Source organism: Thermosyntropha sp., assembly GCF_017656155.1.
Lineage (GTDB): Bacteria > Bacillota > Syntrophomonadia > Syntrophomonadales > Syntrophomonadaceae > Thermosyntropha.
Genome location: NZ_JACDOH010000002.1, coordinates 72469 through 97965 on the forward strand (window position 1 = coordinate 72469; position 25497 = coordinate 97965).

Consider the following 25497-nt stretch of genomic DNA (forward strand, 5'->3'; position numbering starts at 1 on the left):
TGTCTTAAGACTTTTATTTGCATCGAAATTAGGGTAATATTTTAATGAAGTATTTACAGCAAGAGGGATGGTTATATGGCGGTAAGTTATACTGCAATCGGAAACAATAAAAAGTTTATTATTTTAACTTACGGTTGTCAGATGAATGTCAGAGATTCCGAAACTATAGCCGGACTTTTGGAAGCAATGGGCTATGTTGAAACTGTTGATGAAAGAGAAGCCGACCTTATTGTTTTCAATACCTGCAGTGTAAGACATTCTGCGGAGAATAAGGTTTTTGGCAAAGTAGGGGAAGTTATAGGGTTAAAACGCAAAAATCCTGATCTTATTATTGCTTTTGGGGGATGTATGTCTCAGACCCCTGAAGCCAGAGCTATTTTAAAGAAACAAGGAGTAGACATAATATTCGGTACTTATAATATTCATGAACTTCCATCTTTGATCGAAGAAGTATTGACTACTAAGAAACCTGTGATAAGGGTTTATGAAAAAGCGGAAGGTATTGTGGAAAATTTACCTGCTAAGAGACAGTCAGGAATAAGTGCATTTGTTAATATTATGTTTGGCTGCAATAATTTTTGCAGCTATTGCATTGTCCCTTATACCCGGGGGCGGGAAAGAAGCCGGAAACCTGATGATATTATAAAAGAAATAAAACAGCTATCCCGTCAGGGATATAAAGAGGTAACCCTTTTAGGGCAAAATGTCAATTCCTATGGCAGAGGTTTGGAGGAGAAAGTTGATTTTCCTGACCTTTTGAAGATGGTTTGTGATATTGAGGGTATTGAACGCATAAGATTTACTACTTCTCATCCTAAAGATATGTCAGATAAACTTATAGAAACTATGACTTCTGAGCATAAAATATGCGAACATGCCCATGTAGCAATGCAGGCCGGGAGCAACCGTATTTTAGAGAGAATGAACCGGCATTATACCAGAGAATATTACCTTAACTTGACGAGAAAATTACGGGAAAAAGTTCCGGGAATAGCTATTACTACTGACATAATAGTAGGATTTCCAGGAGAAACCGAAGAGGATTTTGAAGATACCCTGGACATGGTGAGAAAGGTGCGGTTTGATGCTGCTTTTACCTTTATGTTTTCACCGCGGGCAGGTACCAAAGCGGCTGAATTTAAGGATCAGGTGCCTTTAGAGGTAAAAAAGGCAAGGCTTGAAAGGCTGAATGAACTGCAGTATGGAATCGCTACCGAGATAAATAAAACTTTAGAAGGAACTGTTCAGGAAGTATTAGTAGAAGGCCCCAGCAAAACTGATCCAGATAAACTTACCTCGCGTACGCGAACTAATCGCATAGTTATTTTTTCTGGATCTGAAGACTTAATTGGAAAACTGATAAATGTTAAAATAACAGAAGCCAGAACTTTTTCTCTTTTCGGGGAATTAGTTTGAGCTTAATATTTAAAAATAGGAGGAATTTATTTTGTCAAGTGAAGCTATCATCAAGTTAGCCTTTGAGCTGGGGGATTCCATTGCTCATTCTGAGGAGATTGCCGCTTTGAAGGCAGCTCAAGAAAAATTGGTTGCAAACCAGGAAGCCTATGAACTGATTATGCGCTATCAGGAAGCAAGAATGAAAGCAGAGCAGAAGAAAAGCAGCGGTCTTATTATTCCCTCAAATGAAGAAAATCATTTAGCTGTTCTAGAACAGCAGCTTAACAGCAATGTCCTGGTGCAGGAGCTTATGAAAGCTCAGGAAAGGTTTGATAATTTAATGCAGGCTGTTTATTTTGCCATGAATCAGGCTATTGCTGGAGATGGATGTTCTGGAGGATGCAGTTCCTGCGACGGAAGCTGTGGAGAGTAAGAGTAAAAGAAACAAAAATTTTTAAAAAAGAAAGACTTAGGTAATAGCTAAGTCTTTCTTTATTATTAATAATTTCAGGGAGGAAAAATCAGAGTGGCTAAATATACCCCTATGATTGAGCAGTATTTAAAAATAAAGGCAGAACACAAAGATGCCATTCTTTTTTTTCGGTTAGGAGATTTCTATGAGATGTTTTTTGAAGACGCAAAAATCGCAGCCCGGGAATTAGAAATAGTCCTTACTGCCCGGGATGGTGGAGGGGAACAAAAAATACCCATGTGTGGAGTTCCTTACCACTCTGCGAATACTTATATTGCGAAGCTTATAAACAAAGGTTATAAAGTGGCTATATGTGAGCAAATGGAAGATCCTGGCCAGGCTAAGGGAATAGTGAAAAGAGAAGTAGTAAAGATAATTACCCCCGGAACAGTTCTGGATGATATTATGTTAGAAGAAAATACTAATAATTTTCTGGCTGCAGTTGTTGATGACCTTGGTGTTATAGGATTTTCTTATATAGATATATCAACCGGAGAATTCTGGATGACGGAAATAAAAGGAGAAGACTCTTATATAAAGCTGGCAAGTGAGATGGAAAGAATTCGCCCTGCGGAATGTTTACTGCCCGAAAACACCAAATTAGGAGTAAAAGAAAAAAATGGAAGTGAATTTAAATTTATAAAAACATCTTTTACCTTCTTCAATCCGGATGATCCTGCTTTCGTTCAGGGAGAAGAGGTTTTGCTGAATCATTTTAAAGTTTTTTCACTTGCTGAACTGGGAATAAATGATTTTACTGCTGGTGTAAGGGCAGCTGCTGCCATTCTTTCTTTTTTAAATCAAACACAAAAAAATAACCTTAAACATATTCGCGAGCTGAAGGTTTATGAGTTGAATAAATATGTAGAAATCGATTTATCAAGCCGGAGAAATCTGGAACTTACCGCAGCTATTCGAGACAACCGCAGGGAAGGCTCTCTTCTATATATAATCGATAAATGTCAAACTTCTATGGGAAAAAGAACATTAAAATCCTGGATTGAACAACCTTTGCGTGATTTGGATATAATAAATTTACGCCTTGATGCAGTAGAGGAATTGAAAGATAATCTGACAATTCGGAAAAAGCTGGGAGATATTTTACGGGATATCTATGATTTGGAAAGGATTGCAGGAAAAATAGGCAGCGATATAGCAAATCCCCGGGATATTTTGGCTCTGAAAAAATCAGCCTTGAAACTGAAAGAAATAAAGGAAGTGCTTGAAGATTGCAAAGCAGAGTTGCTTAAACAAATAGGAAAACTGGATATTTTAGAAGACATATATTTCCTTATTGAAAAATCGATAGATGAAAATGCCCCTTTAACATTAAAAGAAGGGAATATCATAAAAACAGGTTATAAACAGGAAATCGACGAGTTGAGAGCTGTTTCCAAAGAAGGTTCAAACTGGCTTTTAGAATTTGAAAACCGGGAAAGGGAACGAACCGGTATAAAAAACTTAAAAGTAGGTTTTAATAAGGTTTTCGGCTACTATATTGAGGTAACAAAGGCTAATCTGGACATGATTCCCCCTTATTATCACCGTAAACAGACCTTGGCTAACTGTGAAAGGTTTATTTGCGAAGAGCTGAAAAATTATGAAGATAAGATATTAGGTTCAAATGAACGGCTCTGTCAGCTGGAATATGAAGAGTTTTTAAATATAAGAGGCAAAATAGGAAAGGAAATTGCACGCATACAGGAAACTGCACGTAGGGTTGCAGTTTTAGATGTGCTTTACAGTTTAGCTGAAGCAGCTTATCAAAACAATTATGTAAGGCCGGCTGTAACTTATGATGATGTAATAAAAATCATGGATGGTCGTCATCCGGTAGTAGAAAAATCCCTGATGGATATGCGTTTTGTTCCCAACGACTTATATATTGACAGTGACAAACACAGATTTGCTATAATAACCGGTCCTAACATGGGCGGAAAAAGTACTTTTATGCGCCAAACAGCTTTGATAATACTTATGGCCCAAATAGGAAGCTTTGTGCCGGCGAAAGAAGCCTGCATAGGAATAGTGGATAAAATTTTTACCCGGGTAGGGGCCGCAGATGATTTGGCAGCAGGGCAAAGCACCTTTATGGTGGAAATGGTAGAAGTGGCCAATATTATAAAAAATGCTACTCCTTCAAGTTTAGTTATACTTGATGAAATAGGACGCGGAACCAGCACTTATGATGGGCTCAGTATTGCCCAGGCGGTAAGTGAATATATAATAGAAGAAATAGGGTGTAAGACCTTATTTGCCACTCATTATCATGAACTTACTTCCTTGGCAGATGATTACGATAGTGTATTTAATCTGGCGGTTTCAGTTAAAGAGTCGGGGGAAAATGTAATTTTTTTAAAAAAAGTTTTACCTGGAAAAGCAGATAAAAGCTATGGAATTCATGTAGCTAAACTGGCTGGTTTACCGGAAAAGATAAATAAGAGAGCAGAAGAAATTTTAGCTCATCTTGAAGAGAAGAAGAAGGAAGAGCAAACTGAATTTAATATGGTTCAGATGGATTTATTCCCTGAAGAACACCCAGTGATTGAAGAGATTAGAAAAATTAATCCCGACGAGATTACGCCTAAGGAGGCTCTTTTAATGCTTTATCGCTTGAAGAAGATGGTTTAAAAAGGGGGGAATTAAGATGATAATCGGTATTGATGTAGGGGGAACTTATACCGACGGAGTAGTTTATGAAAAAGGCAGGATAGAAAAGACAGCCAAGAAAACTACCCGGACTGATGACATAAAATCCAGCATATTGGAAGTTTTAGATGAACTTATTGTTTCTAGAAAGGAAAAAATACAGCGTCTAGTAATAAGTACTACCCTGGTTACCAATATAATTGCCACCGGGGGTGGGGAAAAAACAGCGTTGATATTACTGCCAGGGCATGGGCTTCCCCATGAGCTTTATGATATATCTGAAAACACATTTTTTTTAGGCGGTAGTATCGACTTCAGAGGGAGAGAGATCGAAAAAATTAATGAAAATGAAGTTATAAACTGTTTAAAAACTGTCAAATCGTCGGGAATAAAGCGGATAGCAGTGGCGGGAAAGTTTTCTAACCGCAATAATAAACATGAGAAAATAGTTAAGGACTTGTGCCTGAAATATTATCCGGAAAGTTCTGTAGTTATTTCTTCAGAGGTAGTAAATAAGCTTAATTTTCCCAGAAGGGCTGCTACTACGTATTTTACGGCTATGACGGCAAAAGAATGGCACACTTTCGCAGAAGAAATAAAAGCAGCTCTTAAGGCCAGAGGAATTAAAGCGCCGGTAGATGTTTTAAAAGCAGATGGAGGAACGATTCCTTTAGAAAAATCTTTACAAATCCCTTGTGAAACAGTCTTTTCTGGTCCAGCTGCTAGCACCATGGGAGGGGCAGCTCTTACCATGGATAATAAAAATTCAGTCGTTATTGATATAGGGGGCACAACTTCCGATATATCTCTCCTGATAGAAGGCAATCCGCTGTACGCTTCAAAAGGGGCTTTAATAAATGGAAATTATACTCATGTAAATGCCTTTGCTGTTCATTCAGTGCCTTTAGGTGGGGATAGCCTAGTATATTTTGAAGAAGGGAAAGTTAAAGTTGCCCCTTATCGTGAAGGGGCAGCCGCCTGCTTAGGAGGAATGAAGCCTACAGTTACAGATGCTTTTAATTTAAAATATAATCTTAATATAGGAAATCCCGAATTTTCACATAAAGCCTTGTATGAGTTGAGTATTTCCTCAGGTAAAGATATTGATGTAATATGCGATGAAGTAGTTGAGATGGTAATAGGCACTCTTTCTAATGCTATTAATAATATGTTCAAAGAATGGGAAAATGAGCCGGCTTATAAGGTGTGGGAAGTTATAAACAAAAGAAAATTTATTCCCGACCGGCTGATTGGAATAGGAGCAGCTTCAAAGGCAATAATTCCGGTTCTGTCTGAAAAAATGAATCTACCTTATTTCCTCCATACCTATTCCCCCACAGCCAATGCCTTGGGGGCTGCAGTAGCCAGACCTACATTAACGGTAAATTTGCATATAGATACTGCACAAAGGATTGCTTCTGTTGATCCTGGTGGAATTGTTACTGTTTTAGAAAAAGCAGAGAATTTTCAACTGGAAGATGCTAAAAATTTAGCTTTACATTTTATGAAAAAATTCGGTGAAGAAAGGGGAATGGCCGATTATATCAATGATTTTGTATTTTATCAGGAGGAGCAGTTTAATATTATAAGAGGTTGGGACAGGGTAGGAAAAATATTTGATATAGAGGTGCAGATTTCCCCTGGATTTATACCTGAATATAAGGGGGTAGTTTCATGAAACCTACCGGCATTTTATTTTTTCCTGCTTTTGATTGGGCTATATCGCCTACACATCCGGAAAGAGAAGAAAGGCTTTTGTATACCAGAGATCAGCTTTTTGAAGAAGGCATTTTGGATCTTCCGCAGATTAAAGAATATAAACCAGCTTTAGCTTTATTTAAAGATATTGCCCGGGTGCATTTTTGTGTTCCGGACATTGAAAAAAGCATAACGGAAGCCCACTTAATTGCTGCAGGGTCTGCAATTAAACTGGCTGATGCCTTTATGCAGGGCGAGATAAAAAACGGCTTTGCCATAATAAGACCGCCGGGACATCATTCTATGACCGTGAGTCATGGCAATCGGGGTTTTTGCAATATAAACAATGAAGCCATAATGATAGAGTATTTAAGAAAAAAATATAGATTGAAAAAGATTGCTGTTATAGATACTGATGTTCACCATGGTGATGGTACCCAGGAGATATATTACAATGACCCTGATGTTTTATTTATATCTTTTCACCAGGATGGCAGGACTTTATATCCCGGCACCGGCTTTACAAATGAGCTTGGCAATGGGAGGGGTTATGGAGCTACTATCAATATTCCCCTGCTTCCCCGCACTACTGATGAAGAAATCCATTATGTTTTAGATAATCTGGTTTTGCCTGTTCTAAACGATTTTAAGCCCGACCTTATAGTAAATTCAGCCGGACAGGATAACCACTACACTGATCCTTTGGCTGATATGTGTTTTACAGCGCAGGGTTATGCCTTATTAAATCATAAGCTAAAACCGGATGTTGCAGTCTTAGAAGGAGGATATTCAGTTGAAACTGCCCTTCCATATATTAATATGGGGATAATTATGGCTATGGCAGGACTTGATTTCAGCAACCTCAGAGAACCTGATTATAATCCGCAGAGGTTTAGGGAGTCTTCTTCTCATCTGGAATATTTGAAAAGGCTGGTAGAAAAGCAACTTTCTGTATATCAGAAACGGAATGAAACTGTTGCTGAACAGTATGAAAAAGCCGGTGAGAAGTTTTATGTAGAAGAAAAAAGCATTTTTTATGACACTGAATATATTTATGAAAGTCAAATTAATAAACTGCGCCTATGCCCGAATTGTCCAGGTTACCGCCTCATAGATTCTAAAGCGCGCCATCGTGACGGCAAAAGTTATCATATATACTGTGTTTCGATTCCGGTAAACTGCTGTGATAGCTGCCATAGTGAAGCGCTTCGGGCATATAAAGATATCTCTGTCAGCAGTTTTTATGATATAGTATATCTACAGGATCGTATTAATGATGAATATATAAGCTTAAATAAGAATTCAGGGATAGAGAAGGTTTTGTAATATGATTAAGCTTTTAGATGATGATTTGATAAATAAAATTGCTGCCGGTGAAGTTATTGAAAGACCGGCCTCAGTAGTTAAGGAATTAGTTGAGAATGCTATTGATGCTGGAGCACAAAATATTACCGTCAAAGTTATTGGGGCTGGAATGGAAGAAATTGAAGTAGAAGATGATGGAGCGGGAATGAGCCGGGAAGAAATTCCCTTGGCTTTTATGCGCCATGCAACCAGTAAAATACAGACAGAAGATGATTTATTTAATATTGTGACTATGGGCTTTAGAGGGGAAGCCCTTCCCAGCATAGCTTCGGTGTCCCGGGTTGATGTTTACAGTTCGACTGGAAATGAAGCCGGAGTTTTTGCACATTTTGAAGGAGGAAAATTAGTCAGTATTGATTATTATCCATGTCCTAAAGGAACCAGAATAGTAGTTAAAAATATATTTTACAATACTCCTGCCCGAAGAAAATTTTTAAAATCTCCGATAAGTGAAAATGCACAGATTTTTGATCTTATGTCCAAATATGCTTTAAGTCATCCTTATATTTCTTTTACTTACCGCAGTGATAAGAAAGTATATTTTAAAACCCCAGGTAACGGGAGCTTACGTGATGCAGTCCTTGCTGTATATGGGAGTGAATTTTTAACTCCCCTTATAGATGTAAAATATAATGGGGAAAATTACAATATTACCGGGCTTATTTCCCGACCGGATGTAAAAAGGAACAATCGCAAAAATCAGCTTTTTTTTGTTAACCGAAGGCCAATAAGGAGCAATTTGCTTTATCGGGCAGTTGATACTGCATATCAGGGGCTTTTAGTTTCAAGGGAATATCCAGTAATAATTTTGTCAATAACTATGCCACCGGAAAAGGTAGATGTCAATGTTCATCCACAAAAGATGGAAGTGCGCTTTCAGGATGAACAGGAGATTTTTCGCCTGATATATCAAGTCCTGCGTGAACATTTAAATAAGTTGGAATATGAAGCAACCTGGAGATTTTCTGTTTTACCTGAAAAAAATGATCACATCGAATACCGAGAAGAAAAAGCGAACAAGGAAGATATAAAAACTTATATAAGTGAAAAATCTGAAGATTCTTATTTTTCAGATTTCTGGGCGGATAAGGACGATAAAAAAGGTGTAAGAAAAAATAATGCGGTAAGTCATGTTACAATTGATAAATCATATGACATGGGTCAGGATAATAAAATTTTAGGGCAGGTTTTAAAAAGCTATATCTTAATTGAAAAAGATGATGCTTTATATATAGTAGATCAGCATGCTGCCCATGAGCGGATATGGTTCGAAAAATTGAAAAAAATGTATGCAGAGAGTTCAGATATATCTCAAAACATGGTTATTCCTTTGTCTTTGCAGTTTTCAGCAGATAAAATAGAGGTATTAGAGCAAAATTTGGCTTTTTTAAATGAACTGGGATTTGTTCTGGACATATTAGGCTATAATTCGGTTGTTTTACGTTCTGCACCTTCATTTGCAGATGGAAAAGAGGCGGATATTATAGAAGAAATTTTATCCTTTTTAGAAGAAGGAAAAAATACTGTTGTTTTAGATAAGATTATAGCTGTGATAGCCTGCAAAAAAGCGGTTAAGGCAGGGGAAGACTTAAGTTTTTCAGAAATGCAGGAAATTATTGATGCTTTATGGGAAACTTCAGACTATAAGAATTGTCCCCATGGTCGTCCTACCATGTTAAAAATGAAAAGGGAAGATTTAGATAAATTATTCAAGAGGTAGAGAAATGCGGGTAATAGCAACAACTACTCAGTCAAAAGCAGCATCTTCTCTTACAGAAGAATTTTGTGATTTTTTGGGTGAAACTGGGATTAAGTTTGTCCCTCGAAAGGGAAAAAGCTTAGAAAAGCTGAAAAGGGAACATAATGCAGATGGGGTTATTGTTTGGAAAGATACCGGACCAGTTCTTTATATAGACGAAAATGTTGAATTTTTCTATCATCCTAGCATGGCTAAAAACAGGATTTCTAATTACAGAAAATTTGGAACTTTCGATCCTTTAATAAAGGCTTTTGATTTAAGAGAAGATGATGAGGTTCTGGATTGTACTTTAGGTTTAGGTTCTGATGCGGTAGTGGCCTCTTATTTTGCTCCCCGGGGCAGGGTAGTAGGACTTGAGTATTCAATGGTAGCTGCTGCTCTAGTTAAGTGGGGTATGAAAATGTATAAATCTCCTATGCAATGGTTGAATCAAGCGATAAAAAGGATAGAAGTTTTAAATGAAGACTACCGGGTTTATCTTAAAAAATTGGCAGATAATTCTTTTGATATAGTTTATTTTGATCCTATGTTCAGGAAACCAGTGCTTAGAAGTCAGCCTATATCTCCTTTAAGGTTTCTTGCTAATCCGGAGCCGGTAGACCGTGAAAGTATAAAAGAAGCTGTCCGAGTTGCCCGCAAGCGGGTGGTAATGAAGGAGATTTTTTCAAGCGGAGAATTTGCCCGTTTAGGTTTTGAAAAAATATGCGGGAATCCTAATAATAAAATAGCTTATGGTGTAATTGAGAAAAAAGGTATTTAATCTGGGGGTAAAAGAATTGTTAAAACTGGCAGCTATAGTAGGTCCAACTGCGATAGGCAAGACAGAAGTATCGATAATGGTAGCTGAGAAAATCGGTGGAGAAATTATTTCCTGTGATTCGATGCAGATATATAAGGGAATGGATATAGGAACTGCGAAAGTAGGAAAAGAAGAAAGGCTGCGGATAAAACATCATATGATAGATATAGTTGACCCCGGGGTTAATTATAGTGTGGCGGATTATCAAAGGGAAGTTAAAAAAATTATAGCTGATATAAATAAAAATGGGAAAATCCCTATTTTGGTAGGAGGAACAGGACTTTACTATCAAGCGGTGGTAGATGATTATCATTTTTTGCCTATGCATTCCAGACAGGAAGTGCGCCGTAAATGGGAAGATTTAATAGAGAAAAGAGGTTTAGCTTTTGCTTATGAATATCTGAGGGTAGTAGATCCTGATTATTCTAAAATAATAAGCCCCAATGATAAAAAAAGAATCATAAGGGCTTTAGAAGTATTTGAAATTACAGGAAAACCTTTTTCCAAATTTCAAACTAGGGATATTTCCTGTTATAATTTAGCTGTGGTAGGATTATATATGGAAAGAAATGAACTTTATAAACGCATTAATTATAGGGTAGAGGAGATGATAAAAAAAGGGTTGATTGACGAGGTTTATGAGTTGTGGAAAAAAGGGTATGATTTGACTTTTAATTCAATGCAGGGTTTAGGTTATAAACAGGTATTGTATTATTTAGAAGGTTTTTTAACCAAAGAAGAACTGATTAATGAAATAAAAAGGGAAACCAGACATTATGCTAAAAGGCAGTGGACCTGGTTTAAAAAAGATAAGCGTATATCGTGGTTTAATGTCTCTGAATTTATTTCCAAAGAAGAGCTTGCCAAAAAAATTTCGAATTATATAGAAGGACAATTATGTCCGGTGTAGAATTTTTTTGTAATAGATAGAGATATTTTGAATGGAGGTATATGGAGATGAGTAAAAACCAGTTGAATTTGCAGGACGCTTTTTTAAATCAGGTGCGGAAGGAAAGGGTGCCGGTAACCATTTTCTTGATAAACGGGTTTCAGTTGAAAGGAATGGTAAAAGGTTTTGATAATTTTACAGTGGTAGTTGAGATAGATGGAAAACAGCAGATGGTCTATAAACATGCCATATCTACCATCGCACCAGTTAAGCCTATTGGATCGATTAACATGGAAAATAAAGGTGAAGAATAACCCGGATACTCCGGGTTATTCTTTTGGTATCACCACTTTTAGCCTTTTTTCATATAATAAACGCAGAAAGGGTTATTATGCATAAACAAAATAACAGGAAGTGGTGATATTTTTTGGAAATATCTATGAAGTTTAAGGAAAAAAGTGCAGGACTAAATGCAGTTAAGATAGAAGGTGAAAACCCAATATTCTCGCGTACGGATGCCTTTGAGGAGTTGGAAAAACTCATTGGGTTAAAAGAAGTAAAAAAAAACATAGCAGAAATTACTGCCTTTGCTCTGGTACAAAATAAAAGAGCGAAGCTGAATCTTAAAACATCTTCAGCTGCACTACACATGATATTTAAAGGAAATCCCGGAACAGGAAAAACTACCGTAGCCCGTATATTAGGAAGCATATTTAATGAAATTGGAGTTTTGTCTAAAGGACATCTAATCGAGGTGGAAAGAGCAGACCTGGTTGGAGAATATATTGGGCATACTGCTCAAAAAACCAGGGAAATTATCAAGAAATCGTTGGGGGGAATTCTATTTATAGATGAGGCTTATACTTTAGCTCAGGGAGGTAATAAAGATTTTGGTAAGGAAGCAATAGCTACCCTGGTTAAAGCTATGGAGGATTGTCGGGATAATCTTATAATAATACTGGCAGGATATTCAAATGAAATGGATCGCTTTCTGCTTTCCAATCCTGGATTAAGATCCAGATTCCCTATTCAAATCCAATTTAATGATTATGAAGCTGATGAACTTTTTCAAATTGCCTTAAAGATGTATGAGGAAAGGGATTATGATCTTACAGGCCGCTGCCGCTGGAAGCTTAAGAATATATTGAATCAATTCGTGCAAAACCGTCATCCTCACAGCGGCAACGCCAGATTTGTCAGGAATTTAGTAGAAAAATCGATAAGGCTTCAGGCTTTGCGACTGGTAGACAAGGAACATCTTACCCGTCGTGAACTTATGATTATTGAAGAACAGGACTTACCTGATCCATCAAGTATACAGAGTTAATATTTTGGTTCAAAGGAGAGTAATAACCTTGCAGGCAATAGATATAATAAGAAAGGCAGAACACGAATTAAGATACAGATTTATAGAATTAGAGGAGATTGTTTATCATAATCAGGTTAAGATACTGGAAGCTTTTAAAAAATACCATGTAAGAGATATTAATTTTAGTCCATCCTCTGGATATGGTTATGGTGATCTAGGGCGTGATGTATTAGAAGAGATATATGCTGATATTTTCGAAACAGAAGATGCTTTGGTGAGGGGACAGATAGTTTCAGGTACTCATGCTATTTCTGCCTGCTTATTTGGAATATTAAGGCAGGGAGATGAACTGGTTTCTGTCGTTGGTTCTCCTTATGATACTTTACAGAGCATAATAGGGAAAAATAATTCTATGCCTGGCACCTTAATAGATAAAGGTGTGATATATAAAGAAGTAGAACTTACCCCGAATGGTAAGCCTGATGCTTATAATATAGCTTTAAATATAACTTCTAAGACTAAAATGGCATTAATTCAGCGTTCGCGTGGTTATAGCTTAAGGCCTCCCCTTACAGTAGAACAGATTGGAGAATTGATTGAAATTATAAAGAAAGCCAATCCTGAAACTATAATCATGGTGGATAACTGTTATGGAGAATTTACTGATATAGTCGAGCCCAGCCAGGTAGGAGCAGATATTGTGGCTGGATCACTTATAAAAAATCCGGGAGGGGGGCTGGCTCCTTCCGGAGGATATATTGTGGGAAGGAAACAGCTTATAGAACAGATTTCTTATCATCTTACTGCACCTGGCCTAGGCAAAGAATTGGGAGCTAGCCTTATAAGCAATCGCTTTTTTTATCAGGGGCTTTTTATGGCTCCTCATATAGTTCTACAGGCTTTGAAAGGAGCAGTGTTATTAGCCTATATTTTTGAAAAGTATGGATATAAAGTTTATCCTGCCTGGCAAGAAAAAAGAGCTGATATTGTACAGGCAATAGAACTTAACAGTCCGGAAGAAGTTTTGAAGTTTTGTCAGATTGTCCAGAGCAATTCACCGGTAGATAGTGATGTAAAACTTGAATATGCCACTATGCCGGGATACGATGATAAGGTAGTGATGGCAGCAGGTACTTTTATTCAGGGATCATCGATTGAGCTGTCATGTGATGCACCACTTCGTTTTCCTTATTGTGTTTATGTTCAGGGTGGTTTAACTTATGAACATGTTCGCTATGTTACGGCTAAATTGTTGGACGAGCTTATATTTAAGGAATGAGGTTATTTTAAAAGCAGTTTCTCTGGTGTAAATAAGGGAGGATTATATGAATACAGAAATGATTGTCCTGATTATTGTACTTATTTTTATGTTTATGGGGTTATTGGGCACTTTTTTGCCTCTTATTCCAGGGATTCCCTTGATATTTATCTCTATTACTGCTTATGCCTGGTATGAAGGCTTCCATGTAATAACTCCCAAATGGATAGCCTTCTTTGCAGTTCTTACAATTCTGTCTGTTTTTATTAATTATATTGCTACTGTTTTAGGAGCCAAGCGTTTTGGCTCAAGTTCTTGTGGAACAGCAGGAGCTGTTATAGGTGCTGTGATCGGAATTTTTATTTTACCACCCTTGGGCATATTTATTTTCCCCTGGCTGGGAGCAGCTCTTTTTGAATACTTAAAAAATAAGGATTTTAACATGGCGGTAAAGGCAGGAATAGGTGCAGTAGCTGGTATAGTTTCCAGTATGTTATTTAATATAATGTTAGCTCTTACTATGATTTTGATATTTGTCATAAAAGTATTTTAATTGCAATAGAAGGATAAAAGTGCTACTCTAATATAGTTAGCAATCTTCTGGAGGGGTTATATGACTAGGGAAGAAATATTAAAAATAGTTAAAGAAGAAAATGTCCGGTTTATAAGACTGCAGCTTACCGATATTCTTGGAGTACACAAAAGCGTTTCTATCACAGTTGACCAGTTGGAAAAAGCGTTAGACGGAGAACTTATGTTTGACGGTTCTTCTATTGAAGGGTTTGTAAGAATTGAAGAATCAGATATGTATTTAAAGCCGGATTTAAATACTTTTCTGGTTTTACCGTGGAAAAGCCAGGTATCCAGTGGCAAAACTGCAAGGCTTATATGTGATGTTTATGATTCGGATAATAAGCCTTTTACAGGTTCCCCGCGTTATGTTTTGAAGAAGGTTATTAAAGAAGCCGAAGAATCAGGTTACACTATGTATGTGGGGCCTGAACCGGAATTTTTCTTGTTTCAGTTAGATGAAAAAGGTTCACCTACCTTAATAACCAATGACAAAGCGAGCTATTTTGACCTTCCTCCGGTAGATAAGGGAGAGGAAGCAAGAAGAGATATGGTTGAGACTTTGCAGAGCATTGGATTTGAAATAGAAGCAGCACATCATGAAGTAGCTCCAGGACAGCATGAAATTGATTTTAAGTATAAAGATGCTTTGACAACAGCTGATAATATCATATCTTTTCGCATAGTAGTAAGAACAGTAGCGCAGAGACATGGTCTTCATGCTACTTTTATGCCTAAACCTGTTTACGGTATTGCCGGATCGGGTATGCATCTACACTGTTCGCTTTTTAAAGATGGAAAGAATGTTTTTTATGATCCTGATGCTCCTGACGGATTGAGCGATATATGCAGGTATTTTATCGCAGGCGTGTTAAAACATGCCAAGGCAATTTGTGCTATAACTAATCCTACGGTAAATTCATACAAGCGCCTAGTACCTGGCTATGAAGCACCGGTTTACATTGCTTGGTCTTACAGAAACCGGAGTCCTTTAATAAGAATTCCGGCACGGCGGGGAATTGGAACCAGAATTGAAATTCGCAATCCTGATCCTACCTGCAATCCATACTTAGGATTGGCAGTTATACTTAAGGCAGGATTAGACGGAATAAAAAACAAACTGGAAGTTCCCCCTCCTGTTGAAGAAAATATTTATGAAATGGATTTAGAAGCGCGCCGTTCCAAAAATATAGAATCTTTGCCGGAAAATTTATATGAAGCTATAGATGAGCTTAACAAGGATGAGGTTATAAAAGAGGCGTTAGGCGAACATATCTTCACGCGTTTTGTAAAGGCCAAGATAAAAGAATGGGAAAACTATAACACACGGGTTTATGATTGGGAAATAAACGAATATCTTGAGAAATTTTAATATTAAAATCAGCCAGGGATCGCCTGGCTGATTTACATTTTACGTAAAAGACCGGTAACTTTTCCTGCGATTTGCACATTCTGGGCAATGATAGGTTCTAAAGCGCTGTTCTCCGGACGAAGTTCTATATAGTTATCTCTTATAAATATTCTTTTTACGGTTGCTTCATTTTCCAGTAAAGCTACGACAATTTCTCCATTGGCTGCATAAGACTGTTGCCGAACTATAAGATAGTCTCCATCCAGAATACCCGCTTCGATCATACTGTCACCCTTAACTTTAAGAACAAAATGAGTTCCAGTTCCTACAAAACCGGCTGGAACTGGAATATAGTCTTCTATATTCTGTTCTGCGAGTATAGGGGTGCCTGCTGCTACACTGCCGATAAGAGGCAGAGAAATTACTTCTCCTATTATTTTAGGTTCCTGATCTACGGGAATAATAGCCCGGGTTTTGGCAGCATCACGCTTTAGATATCCTTTTTCTTCTAATTGTACAAGATGAGCATGTACTGTTGAGCTTGATTTTAAACCTACAGCTTCAGCTATCTCTCTGACTGAAGGAGGATAGCCGGTAGTTCTTATTTTTTCTTTTATATATTCAAGAATAGCTTCCTGTCTTTTTGTTAAGTTTGCATTTTCACCCATCAGCTTACCTCCAGTGTTTTATATAGATTATAACATATGAACAGATGGAAAAACAAATGTTCGCTTCAAGAAATCCAAAAACTCTCTGGGTTTATATTTTCAATGCTGTCTAAAAATCTTTGTTTGGCACCGGGATGTAATCTTTCAATAGTTTCCAGCAGTTCTTTAATTTCATGTCTTTTAGTTTTACCATTTACCGGGCACATGTTTTTTACCGGCGAGAAGTTTAATTCTCTCGTAATAAGTTCAATGTCTTTTTCTTTAACATATATCATAGGGCGAATAACGGTTATGTCCATCCGATCTAAATAAGTTTTTGGTTTGAAAACATTATATCGTCCTTCATAAAGCATAGACATAAACATAGTAATTACCACATCATCGAGATGATGACCTAAAGCTACCTTATTGCAGTCGTTGTTTTTGGCTACCCGGTTCAGTGCCCCCCTGCGCAAGTTGGCACATAAGGAGCAGGGGCTTTTTTCTTTTCGCATTTCAAATACAATTTTGCCTATGTTGGTAGGTTCAATAATGAGCGGTAAACTAAGTTTATTGCAAAATTTATCTAAAGGTTCAAAGTCATTGTTAAATCCCAAATCTATGTAGATAGGCTTTAATTCAAAATTAAGAGGAGTATATTTCTTAAGTAAATTCAGGAAGTAAAGCAGAGCAAGACTGTCTTTACCTCCTGACATTCCTGTTGCGACTATGTCTCCATCTTCAATTAGATTATATTTAAGATTGGCATCGCGAATTTTTCTGAAAATGTGCTTGATACGTCTGGTGCTCATGTTTCCTCCTCAGATTTATTTATTTCTTTAATATAGGCTTGTTGTAAGCCTGGCTTATCAGTTCTATCGGATGGACAACCTCGCTCTTATAATTATGCCGTTTAGTTCCATGTTTCAGCTGCATTATACAGCTGGGACAACAGGTAGCTATTTTTTCTGCTCCGGTTTCCATTATGCTGTCCATTTTTTTATCCAGGATTTTCATAGAAAGATCATAATGGGTAAGAACATAGGTTCCAGAACCGCCACAGCAGCGGTTGGCATCTGACATCTCAATCAAGGTAACACCTGGAATACGCTTTAAAAGCTCACGCGGTTCACTTTTTATCCCTTGAGCATTGGCTAAATGACAGGGATCGTGGTAGGTGACTTTTATCTTCTCATTATAACCGTTTTCCGGGATTTTTATATCAATTATTTCTATCAGGAATTTAGTTAAATCCATAACTTTATCAGCAAAAAGCTTTGCTTCATCTTCAATTTTGAGACCACCTAACAGAAATTCCATATTTTTACGAGATAAGGCAGATGAACAGGAAGCACAGTCAGTGATTATATAGTCAAAATCATACATATTGAATATCTTAATATTGTGAATAGCAAGAAGCCGGGCTGTTTCTAATTTACCATTTGCTATATGGGGAAGTCCACAGCATTTAGTTTCGGGAGGAATGATTACCTCACAGCCATTTCTGGTCAGAACATCAACCGTGGCCAGTGCTACTCCGGGATTAAGGAGGTCGGTTCCGCAACCCAAAAAGTAACCAACCGTATATTTTTTTTCACCCTGTGCTTTGTATTTATTTTTCAGCTGGCTGCGGGCTGAACGGGCTGGAACTGAAGATAAAATCTGCTCAGCTTTTCCTAGATCACCGGGAAGCAGACGGGTAAGCCCTGTTCTACGGGCTAAAGGCTGCAGTCCGGTTTTTTGGGCTCCCCACATTAATTTTGTAGAAGTTTTTAACAGACCAGGCTTAGTCCATAATGTATCGAATATAAGCTCTTTACCCAGACTGGGATTGTTTTCGTATATATATGAACGGGCGGCAGCGTTTAGTTCATGAATATCAATCCCAGAAGGACAGTTTATGCTGCAGGTTTCACACATTAGACAATTTGCTAAACGCTCATATATCTCATTATTCGGTTCAACTACACCATCGCGCAGCATCTGCACCATAAAGACATGTCCACGGGGAGCAGCAGTTTCATTGCGGATTTCAGCAAAAACCGGACATACACTGCGACATTTTCCGCAGCGCACACATTTCATTATTTGTTCTTTTACGGGAGGTATGTTGCGAAAATCCATGATATCTCTTCCTTTCAGATTAAATAAGTTTATCTGGATTCATGATACCTTTAGGGTCAAAGACATTTTTAATTTTTTTCATATATTGGTGTGCAAGTCCGTGTTCAACTTCAGCATACTCCCGTCTGACTACTCCGACCCCGTGTTCTCCGGTAGTTGTTCCTTCCATTTCAATAGCTAAAAGATGAATTTCATGCACCAACTGCTTTACCTTTTCAACTTCTTCAGGATTTTCCGGATTAATTACCGGTGCGGTGTGGACATTACCATCCCCTATGTGCCCATAATTTACTACCTTGATTCCATATTTTTCACCCAATTTGCGAATAGCCCGTAGGGTATCAGCTACCTTAGAAAGCGGCACACTTATATCTTCACCGGCAAAAATCCGGCTTCCATCAGGCCGAACCCGGGCAGCAGCCGCAGCCGTAACACTTCTTCCTTCCCAAAGTTCAGCCATACGTTTGGGGTCAGTTGCCCATTCTACCATGCGCGCTCTTTTTTCGGCAATTTCTTTTATAGTCGTTCCTTCATATTCCACACTGGGTGGATTGCCGTCAACTTCGAAGAGAAGGATAGCTTCAGCGTTAGGCAAATTTATATCCGGCTTAAATTGATTTACAGCTTCGATAGCTGAACTATCTAAAATTTCAATACCTGAAGGTAGAATACCAGCCTTGTATACTTCTAGGACAGTAGCCGGAGCATCATCTAAATTATCAAAGACAGCCATGGCAATCCCACGTGCTTTAGGTTTAGGCCAACAGCGCAATCTTATTTTAGTTACTACTCCTAAAATCCCCTCTGAACCTACCATGAGTTTGGTAAGGTTAAGACCAGATACATTTTTTATGGCTTTTGATTTTACCCCACCGGTAGTTATAACATCTCCATTAGGAAGAACTACTTCTAACCCTAAAACATACTGTTCTGTACAGCCGTATTTTACGGCTCTGAGCCCACTGGCATTGTTTGCTACCATGCCTCCTACTGTGCACATTTGGCTGCTGCCTGGATCAGGTGGAAAAAACAGATTGTATTTTGCCAGTTCCTTATTGAGCTGGGCATGAACTATACCCGGTCTTACTATGACCTGCATATTGCTGACATCTATTTCTACGATTTCGTCAAAGGTAGATAAATCAAGGACTATACCGTCATTTATGGCTACACATCCTCCGGTTTCTCCGGTTCCTGCTCCTCTGGGTATAACATTTATTTCATGATTATAGGCGAAGGCCATGACTTTCTGCACATCTTCAGTAGATTTAGGAAAGACTACGGCAGTAGGAGGGACAGGTTTAAGTTTAGTTAGAAAAGAACTGTCATAGGAATAATACATGAGATCGATTTCATTTGTAAGCACCTTTTTTGAGCCCAGTAGGTTGGTTAGTTCCTTCTTCACCTGCTTTTTATCCATCTTTTCACTCTCCAAAGTATAGTTTAATTACAGAATTTTTAATGCTAATTATATCATAATGATAAAAAAACTTTAAAAAATATCGCAAAATCAAGAGAACTTTATAAAGGGATTGTTAATACGGTATAATCTAATATGCGGTTATAAAGTTTATATCTGTGATCTGAATATTTTAAAATTAAAATTGAAGAATTTAAATAAAAGCATAACTGAAATTAAAATTCAATAAAATAAAAGTAATTGAAAAAAGGAGATTTTTTTATTATGTACGAAGAGCTGACCCGTATTCTGCCTGTCCATACTTTAAGATTTAATGAGCCTATGTCTAATCATACCAGTTTTAAAATTGGAGGACCGGCTGATATTGTAGTACTGCCGGAATCAATTGGGGATATACAAAAAGTATTATTTTTTGCGCGGGAAAAAGGTATACCGCTGTTTATTATGGGATTCGGCAGCAATCTCCTGGTAAGAGACAAGGGAGTCCGGGGAATTGTTATTAAAATAGGGAATTGCCTTAATGATTTCAAAGTAGAAGATAATGAAATATATGCTGAAGCTGGAATAAGATTATCTTATCTTGCCAAAAAAGCAGCGGAAAATAGTTTGAGCGGTTTAGAGTTTGCCGAAGGTATACCTGGAAGCCTTGGAGGAGCAGTCTTCATGAATGCAGGAGCTTATGGCGGAGAAATGAAAGATATTTTAAAAGAAGTCCATGCTGTAAGCCCCGATGGTGAAATGAAAACTTTCTTAAAGAATGAAATGAGGTTAAGCTATCGATACAGTATTTTTCAGGATAACGGATATATTATATTAGGAGCTAAAATGCAACTTAAAAAGGGGAATAAAGAGCAGATTTTGGTCTGTATGCGTGAATTTGCCGCCAGGAGGCGGGAAAAACAGCCGCTTAATATGCCCAGTGCTGGGAGTATTTTTAAAAGGCCGGAAGGTTATTATGTAGGACCTATGCTTGAAAAATTGGGTTTAAAGGGCTACCGAATCGGAGGTGCCGAGGTCTCTGACAAACATGCCGGATTTATTGTTAATGCAGGAGGAGCAACTTGTGAAGATGTTTTGCAATTAATCGACTATATAAAGAGTAAGGTAAGAGAGGTTTATAATGTTGAATTAGAACCGGAAATTAAGATTATTGGTGAAGAATAGTAATGTCAGGAGTAGAAGGTAATGAGAGTGCTTCTATCTACCCTTAATGCAAAATATATCCATTCTTCTTTGGCTATGGCTTATTTATACGCCTATTGTAAAGATGGAGCCTGGGATATGGAGATAAAAGAATATTCCATAAACGAAAACCTGGAAAATATTATGGCTGAAATATTCCGGAAAAGACCGGATGTATTGGCTTTTTCCTGTTATATCTGGAATATTGAATATATTTTACAGCTTTGTGCAGATTTCAAAAAGATTTCTCCTCAGACCTGTATTGTTTTAGGGGGACCAGAGGTTTCATATGATCCGGTTTCTCTTCTTAAAAAACACCAGGAGATAGATTTCATTATCCGCGGTGAAGGGGAGATAACTTTAAAAGAGTTATTAAGGGCTTTTTGTGGACAAGGTAGTTTTAAGAATGTTAAAGGAATAACCTACAGGCAAGGGGATTATATATATCACAACGATGACCGTGAATTGATAGATGACTTAGATATAATACCTTCACCTTATAACAGGGAAAATATCAGAACCTATTATAAAGATAAAATCATTTATTATGAAACTTCCCGCGGCTGTCCATTTAACTGTAGCTACTGCCTCTCTTCAACTATGAAAGGTGTCAGGTATTTTTCTTTAGAAAGGGTTAAAAAGGATTTATTGCTCTTTATGGAAGAAAAGGTTAAAGAGGTTAAGCTAGTTGACCGGACTTTCAATTGTAATGAAGAGAGAGCACGTGAAATAATGGAGTTTATTCTTGAAAATAATTCTTGCACCCGGTTTCATTTTGAAATTGGTGCTGAATTGCTTTCTGACGAAATGATAGATTTTTTAAAAGGAATCCCACCGGGTATTTTTGATTTTGAAATAGGGATTCAATCTACCTGTGAAAAAACCCTGCAAGCGATAAACCGCAGGAGTAATTGGCAAGTCCTTAAAAGAAAGATAAAGGAACTGATTATAAGCCAGAATATACATATTCATTTAGATTTGATCGCCGGCTTACCTTTCGAAGATTATATTACTTTTAAAAAATCTTTTAACGATGTATATAATTTGGAACCTGATGTTATTCAGTTGGGTTTTTTAAAACTTTTAAAGGGTTCTCCTATCCGACATGACAGTTGTAAATATGGTTATTTGTTCCAGAATAAACCTCCGTATCAGGTTTTAAAAAATTATTATATATCCTATGAAGAACTTATAAAACTCAAGGAAATCGAGGAATTAATAGAAAAATATTACAATTCGGGGATAGCTAAGAATACCTTAAAATATCTAGTAGAGAAGATGTATCAGAATGATGCTTTTATTTTTTATGAAAAAATGGCTGATTTTTGGGAAGAAAGAGAACTTTTTGATCGTTCTCATAAAAGAGAGGCTGAATATATGATTCTGCGTGATTTTATTTTAAGAGAACATGAAGAAGATTATTTCGCAGTAGAGTTATTAAAATATGACTATTTTTTAAATAATCATGCCCACAATTTGCCTTCCGGCTTTGTAAGTTTTAATCCTGATAATGCGGGTGAAATTCTTTATAAATTACTTAAAAATCGGGATTTTATAAAACAGACTATTCCTGAATGGGAAGGCAAAACCGCGCGTGAAATAAGAAGGTATGTCCATTTGGAATATCTGCAAGATAATACTATTTATAAAAAAAATTGTTTTTGTAAAATTATTCCTGTATTATTTATATATAACCCGGTGAGGAAAAAAGCGGAAAAGGTAGTAGATGTAAGTTCTTTTTTATGATCTGATTTTAAAAATGGGGGGGAGAGGAGAAGATGATTAAAAAAACATGGTATGGCCCGGTTTTGCAGCTTGAAATGGCAAGGTTGTTCGAGGGCAAACCTGTCTACACGATGGCTTGCTACTATGTTGACGGCCTTTTGATTGATACAGGTCCTGTCCATGTAAGTGACGAAATAGAAGAAGCATTTAAAGATCTGCCGGTAAATATAATTGTCAACACCCACCACCATGAGGATCACATTGGTAATAATATAGTATTTCAGCAAAAAAGGGGCGTAGAAAAAATCTTGGCTCACTATAAGGCGGTAGAACGCATACAAAGACCCGAAACATGGATACAGAGGCTTAGAGCATATCAGCATATTGCCTGGGGCAGTCCACCTCCATCTAAAGCCCAGGTTATTGGAGAAACAGTTGAAACTGCTAATTACCAGTTCAAAGTTATCCATACTCCCGGACACAGTGATGACCATATATGCCTTTTAGAGCCTAAAAAGGGCTGGCTTTTCAGCGGGGATATTTTTATAAGAGAAGAACTGAAAACCTTGCGCAGTGACGAAAATTTTCATGAAATTCTAGCTTCATTGTATAAGCTTTATCAGTATGAATTTTCAACTATATTCTGCGGTTCAGGAAAGATAATAATGAAAGATGCTAAAAAAGCATTAAAGCAAAAAATCGAATATTTTGAAAGGATAAAGGAAGAAATTTTTGCTTTGTATGATAAGGACAAAGATATAGAAGAGATAACCAGACAGGTTTTAGGAGAGGAATCAGTCTTATACGGACCAACAGAAGGGGATTTTGGAAAGATTAATCTGGTTAAATCAGTTTTGACAGGGTCCGAGTGCTGAAAATAAAAATTTTAATAACAGGTATTGGATAAAAATTACTTTTATAGTACAATATTTTATGTCGGTTATTGAATCTTGAATAACGATTTAGACAAATTTTGGCATATATATTGTAATAAGTGGTGAAAAATTATGATAAAAGTACCTGCCTCCAATTTAGTTCCTGGTATGGTTTTAGCGCGGGCAATAATTGAACCCGAATATAAGAGAGTGCTTTTAACGGCAGGACAGGTCCTAAATGAATATTATATCAAGAGAATACAGGAAAAAGGAATACCGGCTGTATATGTTAAAGATGTTCTGGGGATTGAAAAAACTGTCGGTCCAGTTGCGGAAGAGGTTATTATAGAGTCCAATAAGGTTTTGCGGGAAACTTTTAAATCCTGTATGAATACAGGACGCTTGACTTTAAAAGCAATAAAATCTCAGGTAGATTTGATAATTGACGAGCTTTTACGAAATCAAAATTTAGCTATCGGGCTTGAGGACATACGGGATTATGATTCTTATACTTACCAACACAGCGTGAGTGTATGCATATTGTCGCTTATTATTGGGATAAAAAACGGATACAACAGGGAAAAGCTCAGAAATTTAGGGATAGGAGCCATTCTCCATGATATTGGCAAGATAACCGTTCCGCAAAAGATATTAAATAAACCTGGTGTTTTAGATGATTTTGAAAAAGAATTTATAAAAAAACATCCCTGGGAAGGTTTTAATATCATAAGAAACTCCCAGGAGGTTTCTCTTGTTTCTGCTCATGTAGCCTTACAGCATCATGAACATATTAGTGGAAAGGGTTATCCCCAAGGGCTGAGAGGGGATAAGATACACGAATTTGCCCAGATTGCCGCGGTTGCTGATATATTTGACGCTCTAGTTTCAGATCGTCCTTACCGTCTGGGCTATTCAAATCAAGAAGCCCTTGAGATTCTTTATAAAGAAAGTTCAGGTCATATAAAAAAGGAGTATGTTGATTTGTTATCACAGCATATCATTCCTTATCCGCCGGGAACCTTAGTAAAGTTAACGACGGGAGATACAGCGGTAGTCCTGGGGGAAAACCCGGATAATTTATCTAAACCGCGTGTAAAGATTTTGCTGGATATGAATAACAAACCTTATCAATTAATCAAAGAAATAGATTTAAGTCTTTTTGACAACATACAGATAAAACATGCTTTAAATAATGCTCAGGCGGCTGAAATATTATCCCAATATACACTTAAAGATGAAATGATTATAAGAAATTTTGGATCGTAGAATTAAAATTTGAACTGGCAATATTCCTCGCCTACCTGTTCTATGTATTTGTTTATTTCTTCTATCGGAGGAACGGGAACATGGGCGAGTTTTACTTTTTCATTACAGCGGGGGCATATGAGCCAATAATCTTCAATGTTAAACTTTTCCCCCTGGGCTATCTTTTTAAGAAGGCTGATTAAAGTAGAAACTTTATTATCAGGTGTCGAAAACCTGGCTGCAGTCGCCAAAGTCCAGTTATACTCATTTACGTTATTCCCGCATTTCATGCAGTAAATCATTAAAACAGCCTTTTCGTTTTTTCGCATAATTTCTTCTCCTATCTTTCGATAAAATATTTTACTAAAAGTATTTTAAAAAAATAAAAATTAATGTATAGTAATATTATATAAAATACTTTTAATGGTGAGCAACAATGTTAAAAGAAAAAACCAGATTGGCAATAAAATGTCCCTATTGTAAGAGAGAATCAGATGAGTATAACTGGTCGTTAGCTACTGCTGCGCGATATTCAATAGGCGAAGATACCTGCCCGGTCTTGATTCAGGTGCTGCTCGCTTATATAAATGGAAATGGCGATATGTTTGATGGCTATCGTTTAGTTTGCCCCAAATGTTACCATGGAGTAGATTTTACAGAATTAAGTCCTCCTCCCAAACAAGAAATAGAGGAATATGCTGCCAAAGCAGGTGAAGAATATTGTAATATGTGGTTATAAAATATTTATTGACTTATGTTGGA

At 37.1% G+C, this 25497-nt stretch carries 23 protein-coding genes; 18 read left to right on the top strand and 5 right to left on the bottom strand.

The annotated features are described in order from the left end of the window. Positions 1-75 precede the first annotated feature (75 nt). From miaB to glnA, 13 genes are all read left to right on the top strand, one after another. Entirely contained in the window at positions 76-1416 is a 1341-nt protein-coding gene (gene miaB / locus H0Z36_RS02255; RefSeq protein ID WP_296863510.1) for a tRNA (N6-isopentenyl adenosine(37)-C2)-methylthiotransferase MiaB, read from the top strand. A 31-nt stretch (positions 1417-1447) separates the two neighbouring features. Then, a complete protein-coding gene (locus H0Z36_RS02260; RefSeq protein WP_296863512.1) occupies positions 1448-1831 on the top strand; it encodes a YlbF family regulator in 384 nt (127 codons plus the stop codon). 93 nt (positions 1832-1924) lie between these two features. Next, a complete protein-coding gene (gene mutS / locus H0Z36_RS02265; RefSeq protein WP_296863514.1) occupies positions 1925-4501 on the top strand; it encodes a DNA mismatch repair protein MutS in 2577 nt (858 codons plus the stop codon). A 16-nt stretch (positions 4502-4517) separates the two neighbouring features. Next, on the top strand, positions 4518-6197 hold the full coding sequence (locus H0Z36_RS02270) for a hydantoinase/oxoprolinase family protein (RefSeq protein WP_296863516.1): 1680 nt from the start codon (positions 4518-4520) through the stop codon (positions 6195-6197). After that, a complete protein-coding gene (locus H0Z36_RS02275) occupies positions 6194-7543 on the top strand; it encodes a histone deacetylase (RefSeq protein ID WP_296863518.1) in 1350 nt (449 codons plus the stop codon). The genes H0Z36_RS02270 and H0Z36_RS02275 overlap by 4 nt, the downstream gene beginning before the upstream one ends. Position 7544: 1 nt before the next feature. Continuing rightward, positions 7545-9302, top strand: a complete 1758-nt coding sequence (gene mutL / locus H0Z36_RS02280; RefSeq protein WP_296863520.1) for a DNA mismatch repair endonuclease MutL — start codon at positions 7545-7547, stop codon at positions 9300-9302. Between the two features lie 4 nt (positions 9303-9306). After that, the gene (locus tag H0Z36_RS02285; RefSeq protein WP_296863522.1) at positions 9307-10101 is read left to right on the top strand and encodes a class I SAM-dependent methyltransferase; all 795 of its coding nucleotides are present in this window, start codon (positions 9307-9309) and stop codon (positions 10099-10101) included. Then, positions 10082-11050: a tRNA (adenosine(37)-N6)-dimethylallyltransferase MiaA gene (gene miaA, locus H0Z36_RS02290; protein ID WP_296863524.1), complete on the top strand. Its 969-nt coding sequence runs from the start codon at positions 10082-10084 to the stop codon at positions 11048-11050. Before H0Z36_RS02285 ends, miaA begins: the two co-directional genes overlap by 20 nt. Positions 11051-11097: 47 nt before the next feature. Further along, on the top strand, positions 11098-11343 hold the full coding sequence (gene hfq / locus H0Z36_RS02295) for an RNA chaperone Hfq (RefSeq protein ID WP_296863526.1): 246 nt from the start codon (positions 11098-11100) through the stop codon (positions 11341-11343). Between the two features lie 125 nt (positions 11344-11468). Continuing rightward, positions 11469-12356 (top strand): AAA family ATPase, encoded by an 888-nt coding sequence (locus H0Z36_RS02300; RefSeq protein WP_296863527.1) that lies wholly within the window; start codon positions 11469-11471, stop codon positions 12354-12356. A gap of 28 nt (positions 12357-12384) precedes the next feature. Further along, positions 12385-13617 (top strand): methionine gamma-lyase family protein, encoded by a 1233-nt coding sequence (locus tag H0Z36_RS02305; RefSeq protein ID WP_366508838.1) that lies wholly within the window; start codon positions 12385-12387, stop codon positions 13615-13617. A gap of 46 nt (positions 13618-13663) precedes the next feature. Then, entirely contained in the window at positions 13664-14149 is a 486-nt protein-coding gene (locus H0Z36_RS02310) for a DUF456 domain-containing protein (RefSeq protein WP_296863529.1), read from the top strand. A 60-nt stretch (positions 14150-14209) separates the two neighbouring features. Further along, positions 14210-15538: a type I glutamate--ammonia ligase gene (gene glnA, locus H0Z36_RS02315; protein WP_296863531.1), complete on the top strand. Its 1329-nt coding sequence runs from the start codon at positions 14210-14212 to the stop codon at positions 15536-15538. 32 nt (positions 15539-15570) lie between these two features. Here the strand turns inward: glnA and lexA are convergent, their stop codons facing one another. From lexA to H0Z36_RS02335, 4 genes are all read right to left on the bottom strand, one after another. Beyond that, positions 15571-16185 carry a transcriptional repressor LexA gene (gene lexA, locus H0Z36_RS02320; protein WP_296863533.1) on the bottom strand — a complete coding sequence of 205 codons (615 nt, stop codon included), beginning with the start codon at positions 16183-16185 and terminating at the stop codon, positions 15571-15573. Positions 16186-16250: 65 nt separating this feature from the next. Further along, complete coding sequence (locus tag H0Z36_RS02325) at positions 16251-16976, bottom strand: ATP-binding protein (RefSeq protein ID WP_296863535.1); 726 nt, start codon at positions 16974-16976, stop codon at positions 16251-16253. 19 nt (positions 16977-16995) lie between these two features. After that, a complete protein-coding gene (locus H0Z36_RS02330; protein ID WP_296863537.1) occupies positions 16996-18288 on the bottom strand; it encodes a (Fe-S)-binding protein in 1293 nt (430 codons plus the stop codon). Positions 18289-18307: 19 nt separating this feature from the next. Continuing rightward, positions 18308-19708, bottom strand: a complete 1401-nt coding sequence (locus H0Z36_RS02335) for an FAD-binding oxidoreductase (protein ID WP_296863539.1) — start codon at positions 19706-19708, stop codon at positions 18308-18310. A gap of 264 nt (positions 19709-19972) precedes the next feature. Between H0Z36_RS02335 and murB the strand changes: the two genes are divergently transcribed. The 4 genes from murB (at position 19973) to H0Z36_RS02355 (ending at position 24756) form a co-directional block, all read left to right on the top strand. After that, positions 19973-20872 carry a UDP-N-acetylmuramate dehydrogenase gene (murB, locus tag H0Z36_RS02340; RefSeq protein WP_296863541.1) on the top strand — a complete coding sequence of 300 codons (900 nt, stop codon included), beginning with the start codon at positions 19973-19975 and terminating at the stop codon, positions 20870-20872. Between the two features lie 21 nt (positions 20873-20893). Continuing rightward, positions 20894-22636 (top strand): B12-binding domain-containing radical SAM protein, encoded by a 1743-nt coding sequence (locus H0Z36_RS02345; RefSeq protein ID WP_296863543.1) that lies wholly within the window; start codon positions 20894-20896, stop codon positions 22634-22636. A 32-nt stretch (positions 22637-22668) separates the two neighbouring features. Further along, positions 22669-23490: an MBL fold metallo-hydrolase gene (locus H0Z36_RS02350; RefSeq protein ID WP_296863546.1), complete on the top strand. Its 822-nt coding sequence runs from the start codon at positions 22669-22671 to the stop codon at positions 23488-23490. A 132-nt stretch (positions 23491-23622) separates the two neighbouring features. After that, entirely contained in the window at positions 23623-24756 is a 1134-nt protein-coding gene (locus H0Z36_RS02355) for an HD-GYP domain-containing protein (protein WP_296863548.1), read from the top strand. Between the two features lie 2 nt (positions 24757-24758). On the opposite strand, the gene H0Z36_RS02360 is transcribed toward H0Z36_RS02355, so the two are convergent. Continuing rightward, positions 24759-25064 carry a hypothetical protein gene (locus tag H0Z36_RS02360; protein WP_296863550.1) on the bottom strand — a complete coding sequence of 102 codons (306 nt, stop codon included), beginning with the start codon at positions 25062-25064 and terminating at the stop codon, positions 24759-24761. Positions 25065-25171: 107 nt separating this feature from the next. On the opposite strand from H0Z36_RS02360, the gene H0Z36_RS02365 reads away from it, so the two are divergent. Beyond that, positions 25172-25474: a hypothetical protein gene (locus H0Z36_RS02365; RefSeq protein WP_296863551.1), complete on the top strand. Its 303-nt coding sequence runs from the start codon at positions 25172-25174 to the stop codon at positions 25472-25474. Positions 25475-25497: the final 23 nt, after the last annotated feature.

Bases quoted from the DNA above. Each gene is read 5' to 3' on its own strand.
- miaB (WP_296863510.1), top strand. From the start codon at position 76: ATGGCGGTAAGTTATACTGCAATCGGAAACAATAAAAAGTTTATTATT.
- H0Z36_RS02270 (WP_296863516.1), top strand. From the start codon at position 4,518: ATGATAATCGGTATTGATGTAGGGGGAACTTATACCGACGGAGTAGTT.
- H0Z36_RS02275 (WP_296863518.1), top strand. From the start codon at position 6,194: ATGAAACCTACCGGCATTTTATTTTTTCCTGCTTTTGATTGGGCTATA.
- mutL (WP_296863520.1), top strand. From the start codon at position 7,545: ATGATTAAGCTTTTAGATGATGATTTGATAAATAAAATTGCTGCCGGT.
- H0Z36_RS02285 (WP_296863522.1), top strand. From the start codon at position 9,307: ATGCGGGTAATAGCAACAACTACTCAGTCAAAAGCAGCATCTTCTCTT.
- hfq (WP_296863526.1), top strand. From the start codon at position 11,098: ATGAGTAAAAACCAGTTGAATTTGCAGGACGCTTTTTTAAATCAGGTG.
- H0Z36_RS02300 (WP_296863527.1), top strand. From the start codon at position 11,469: ATGAAGTTTAAGGAAAAAAGTGCAGGACTAAATGCAGTTAAGATAGAA.
- H0Z36_RS02310 (WP_296863529.1), top strand. From the start codon at position 13,664: ATGAATACAGAAATGATTGTCCTGATTATTGTACTTATTTTTATGTTT.
- glnA (WP_296863531.1), top strand. From the start codon at position 14,210: ATGACTAGGGAAGAAATATTAAAAATAGTTAAAGAAGAAAATGTCCGG.
- lexA (WP_296863533.1), bottom strand. From the start codon at position 16,185: ATGGGTGAAAATGCAAACTTAACAAAAAGACAGGAAGCTATTCTTGAA.
- H0Z36_RS02325 (WP_296863535.1), bottom strand. From the start codon at position 16,976: ATGAGCACCAGACGTATCAAGCACATTTTCAGAAAAATTCGCGATGCC.
- H0Z36_RS02330 (WP_296863537.1), bottom strand. From the start codon at position 18,288: ATGGATTTTCGCAACATACCTCCCGTAAAAGAACAAATAATGAAATGT.
- H0Z36_RS02335 (WP_296863539.1), bottom strand. From the start codon at position 19,708: ATGGATAAAAAGCAGGTGAAGAAGGAACTAACCAACCTACTGGGCTCA.
- murB (WP_296863541.1), top strand. From the start codon at position 19,973: ATGTACGAAGAGCTGACCCGTATTCTGCCTGTCCATACTTTAAGATTT.
- H0Z36_RS02345 (WP_296863543.1), top strand. From the start codon at position 20,894: ATGAGAGTGCTTCTATCTACCCTTAATGCAAAATATATCCATTCTTCT.
- H0Z36_RS02350 (WP_296863546.1), top strand. From the start codon at position 22,669: ATGATTAAAAAAACATGGTATGGCCCGGTTTTGCAGCTTGAAATGGCA.
- H0Z36_RS02355 (WP_296863548.1), top strand. From the start codon at position 23,623: ATGATAAAAGTACCTGCCTCCAATTTAGTTCCTGGTATGGTTTTAGCG.
- H0Z36_RS02360 (WP_296863550.1), bottom strand. From the start codon at position 25,064: ATGCGAAAAAACGAAAAGGCTGTTTTAATGATTTACTGCATGAAATGC.
- H0Z36_RS02365 (WP_296863551.1), top strand. From the start codon at position 25,172: ATGTTAAAAGAAAAAACCAGATTGGCAATAAAATGTCCCTATTGTAAG.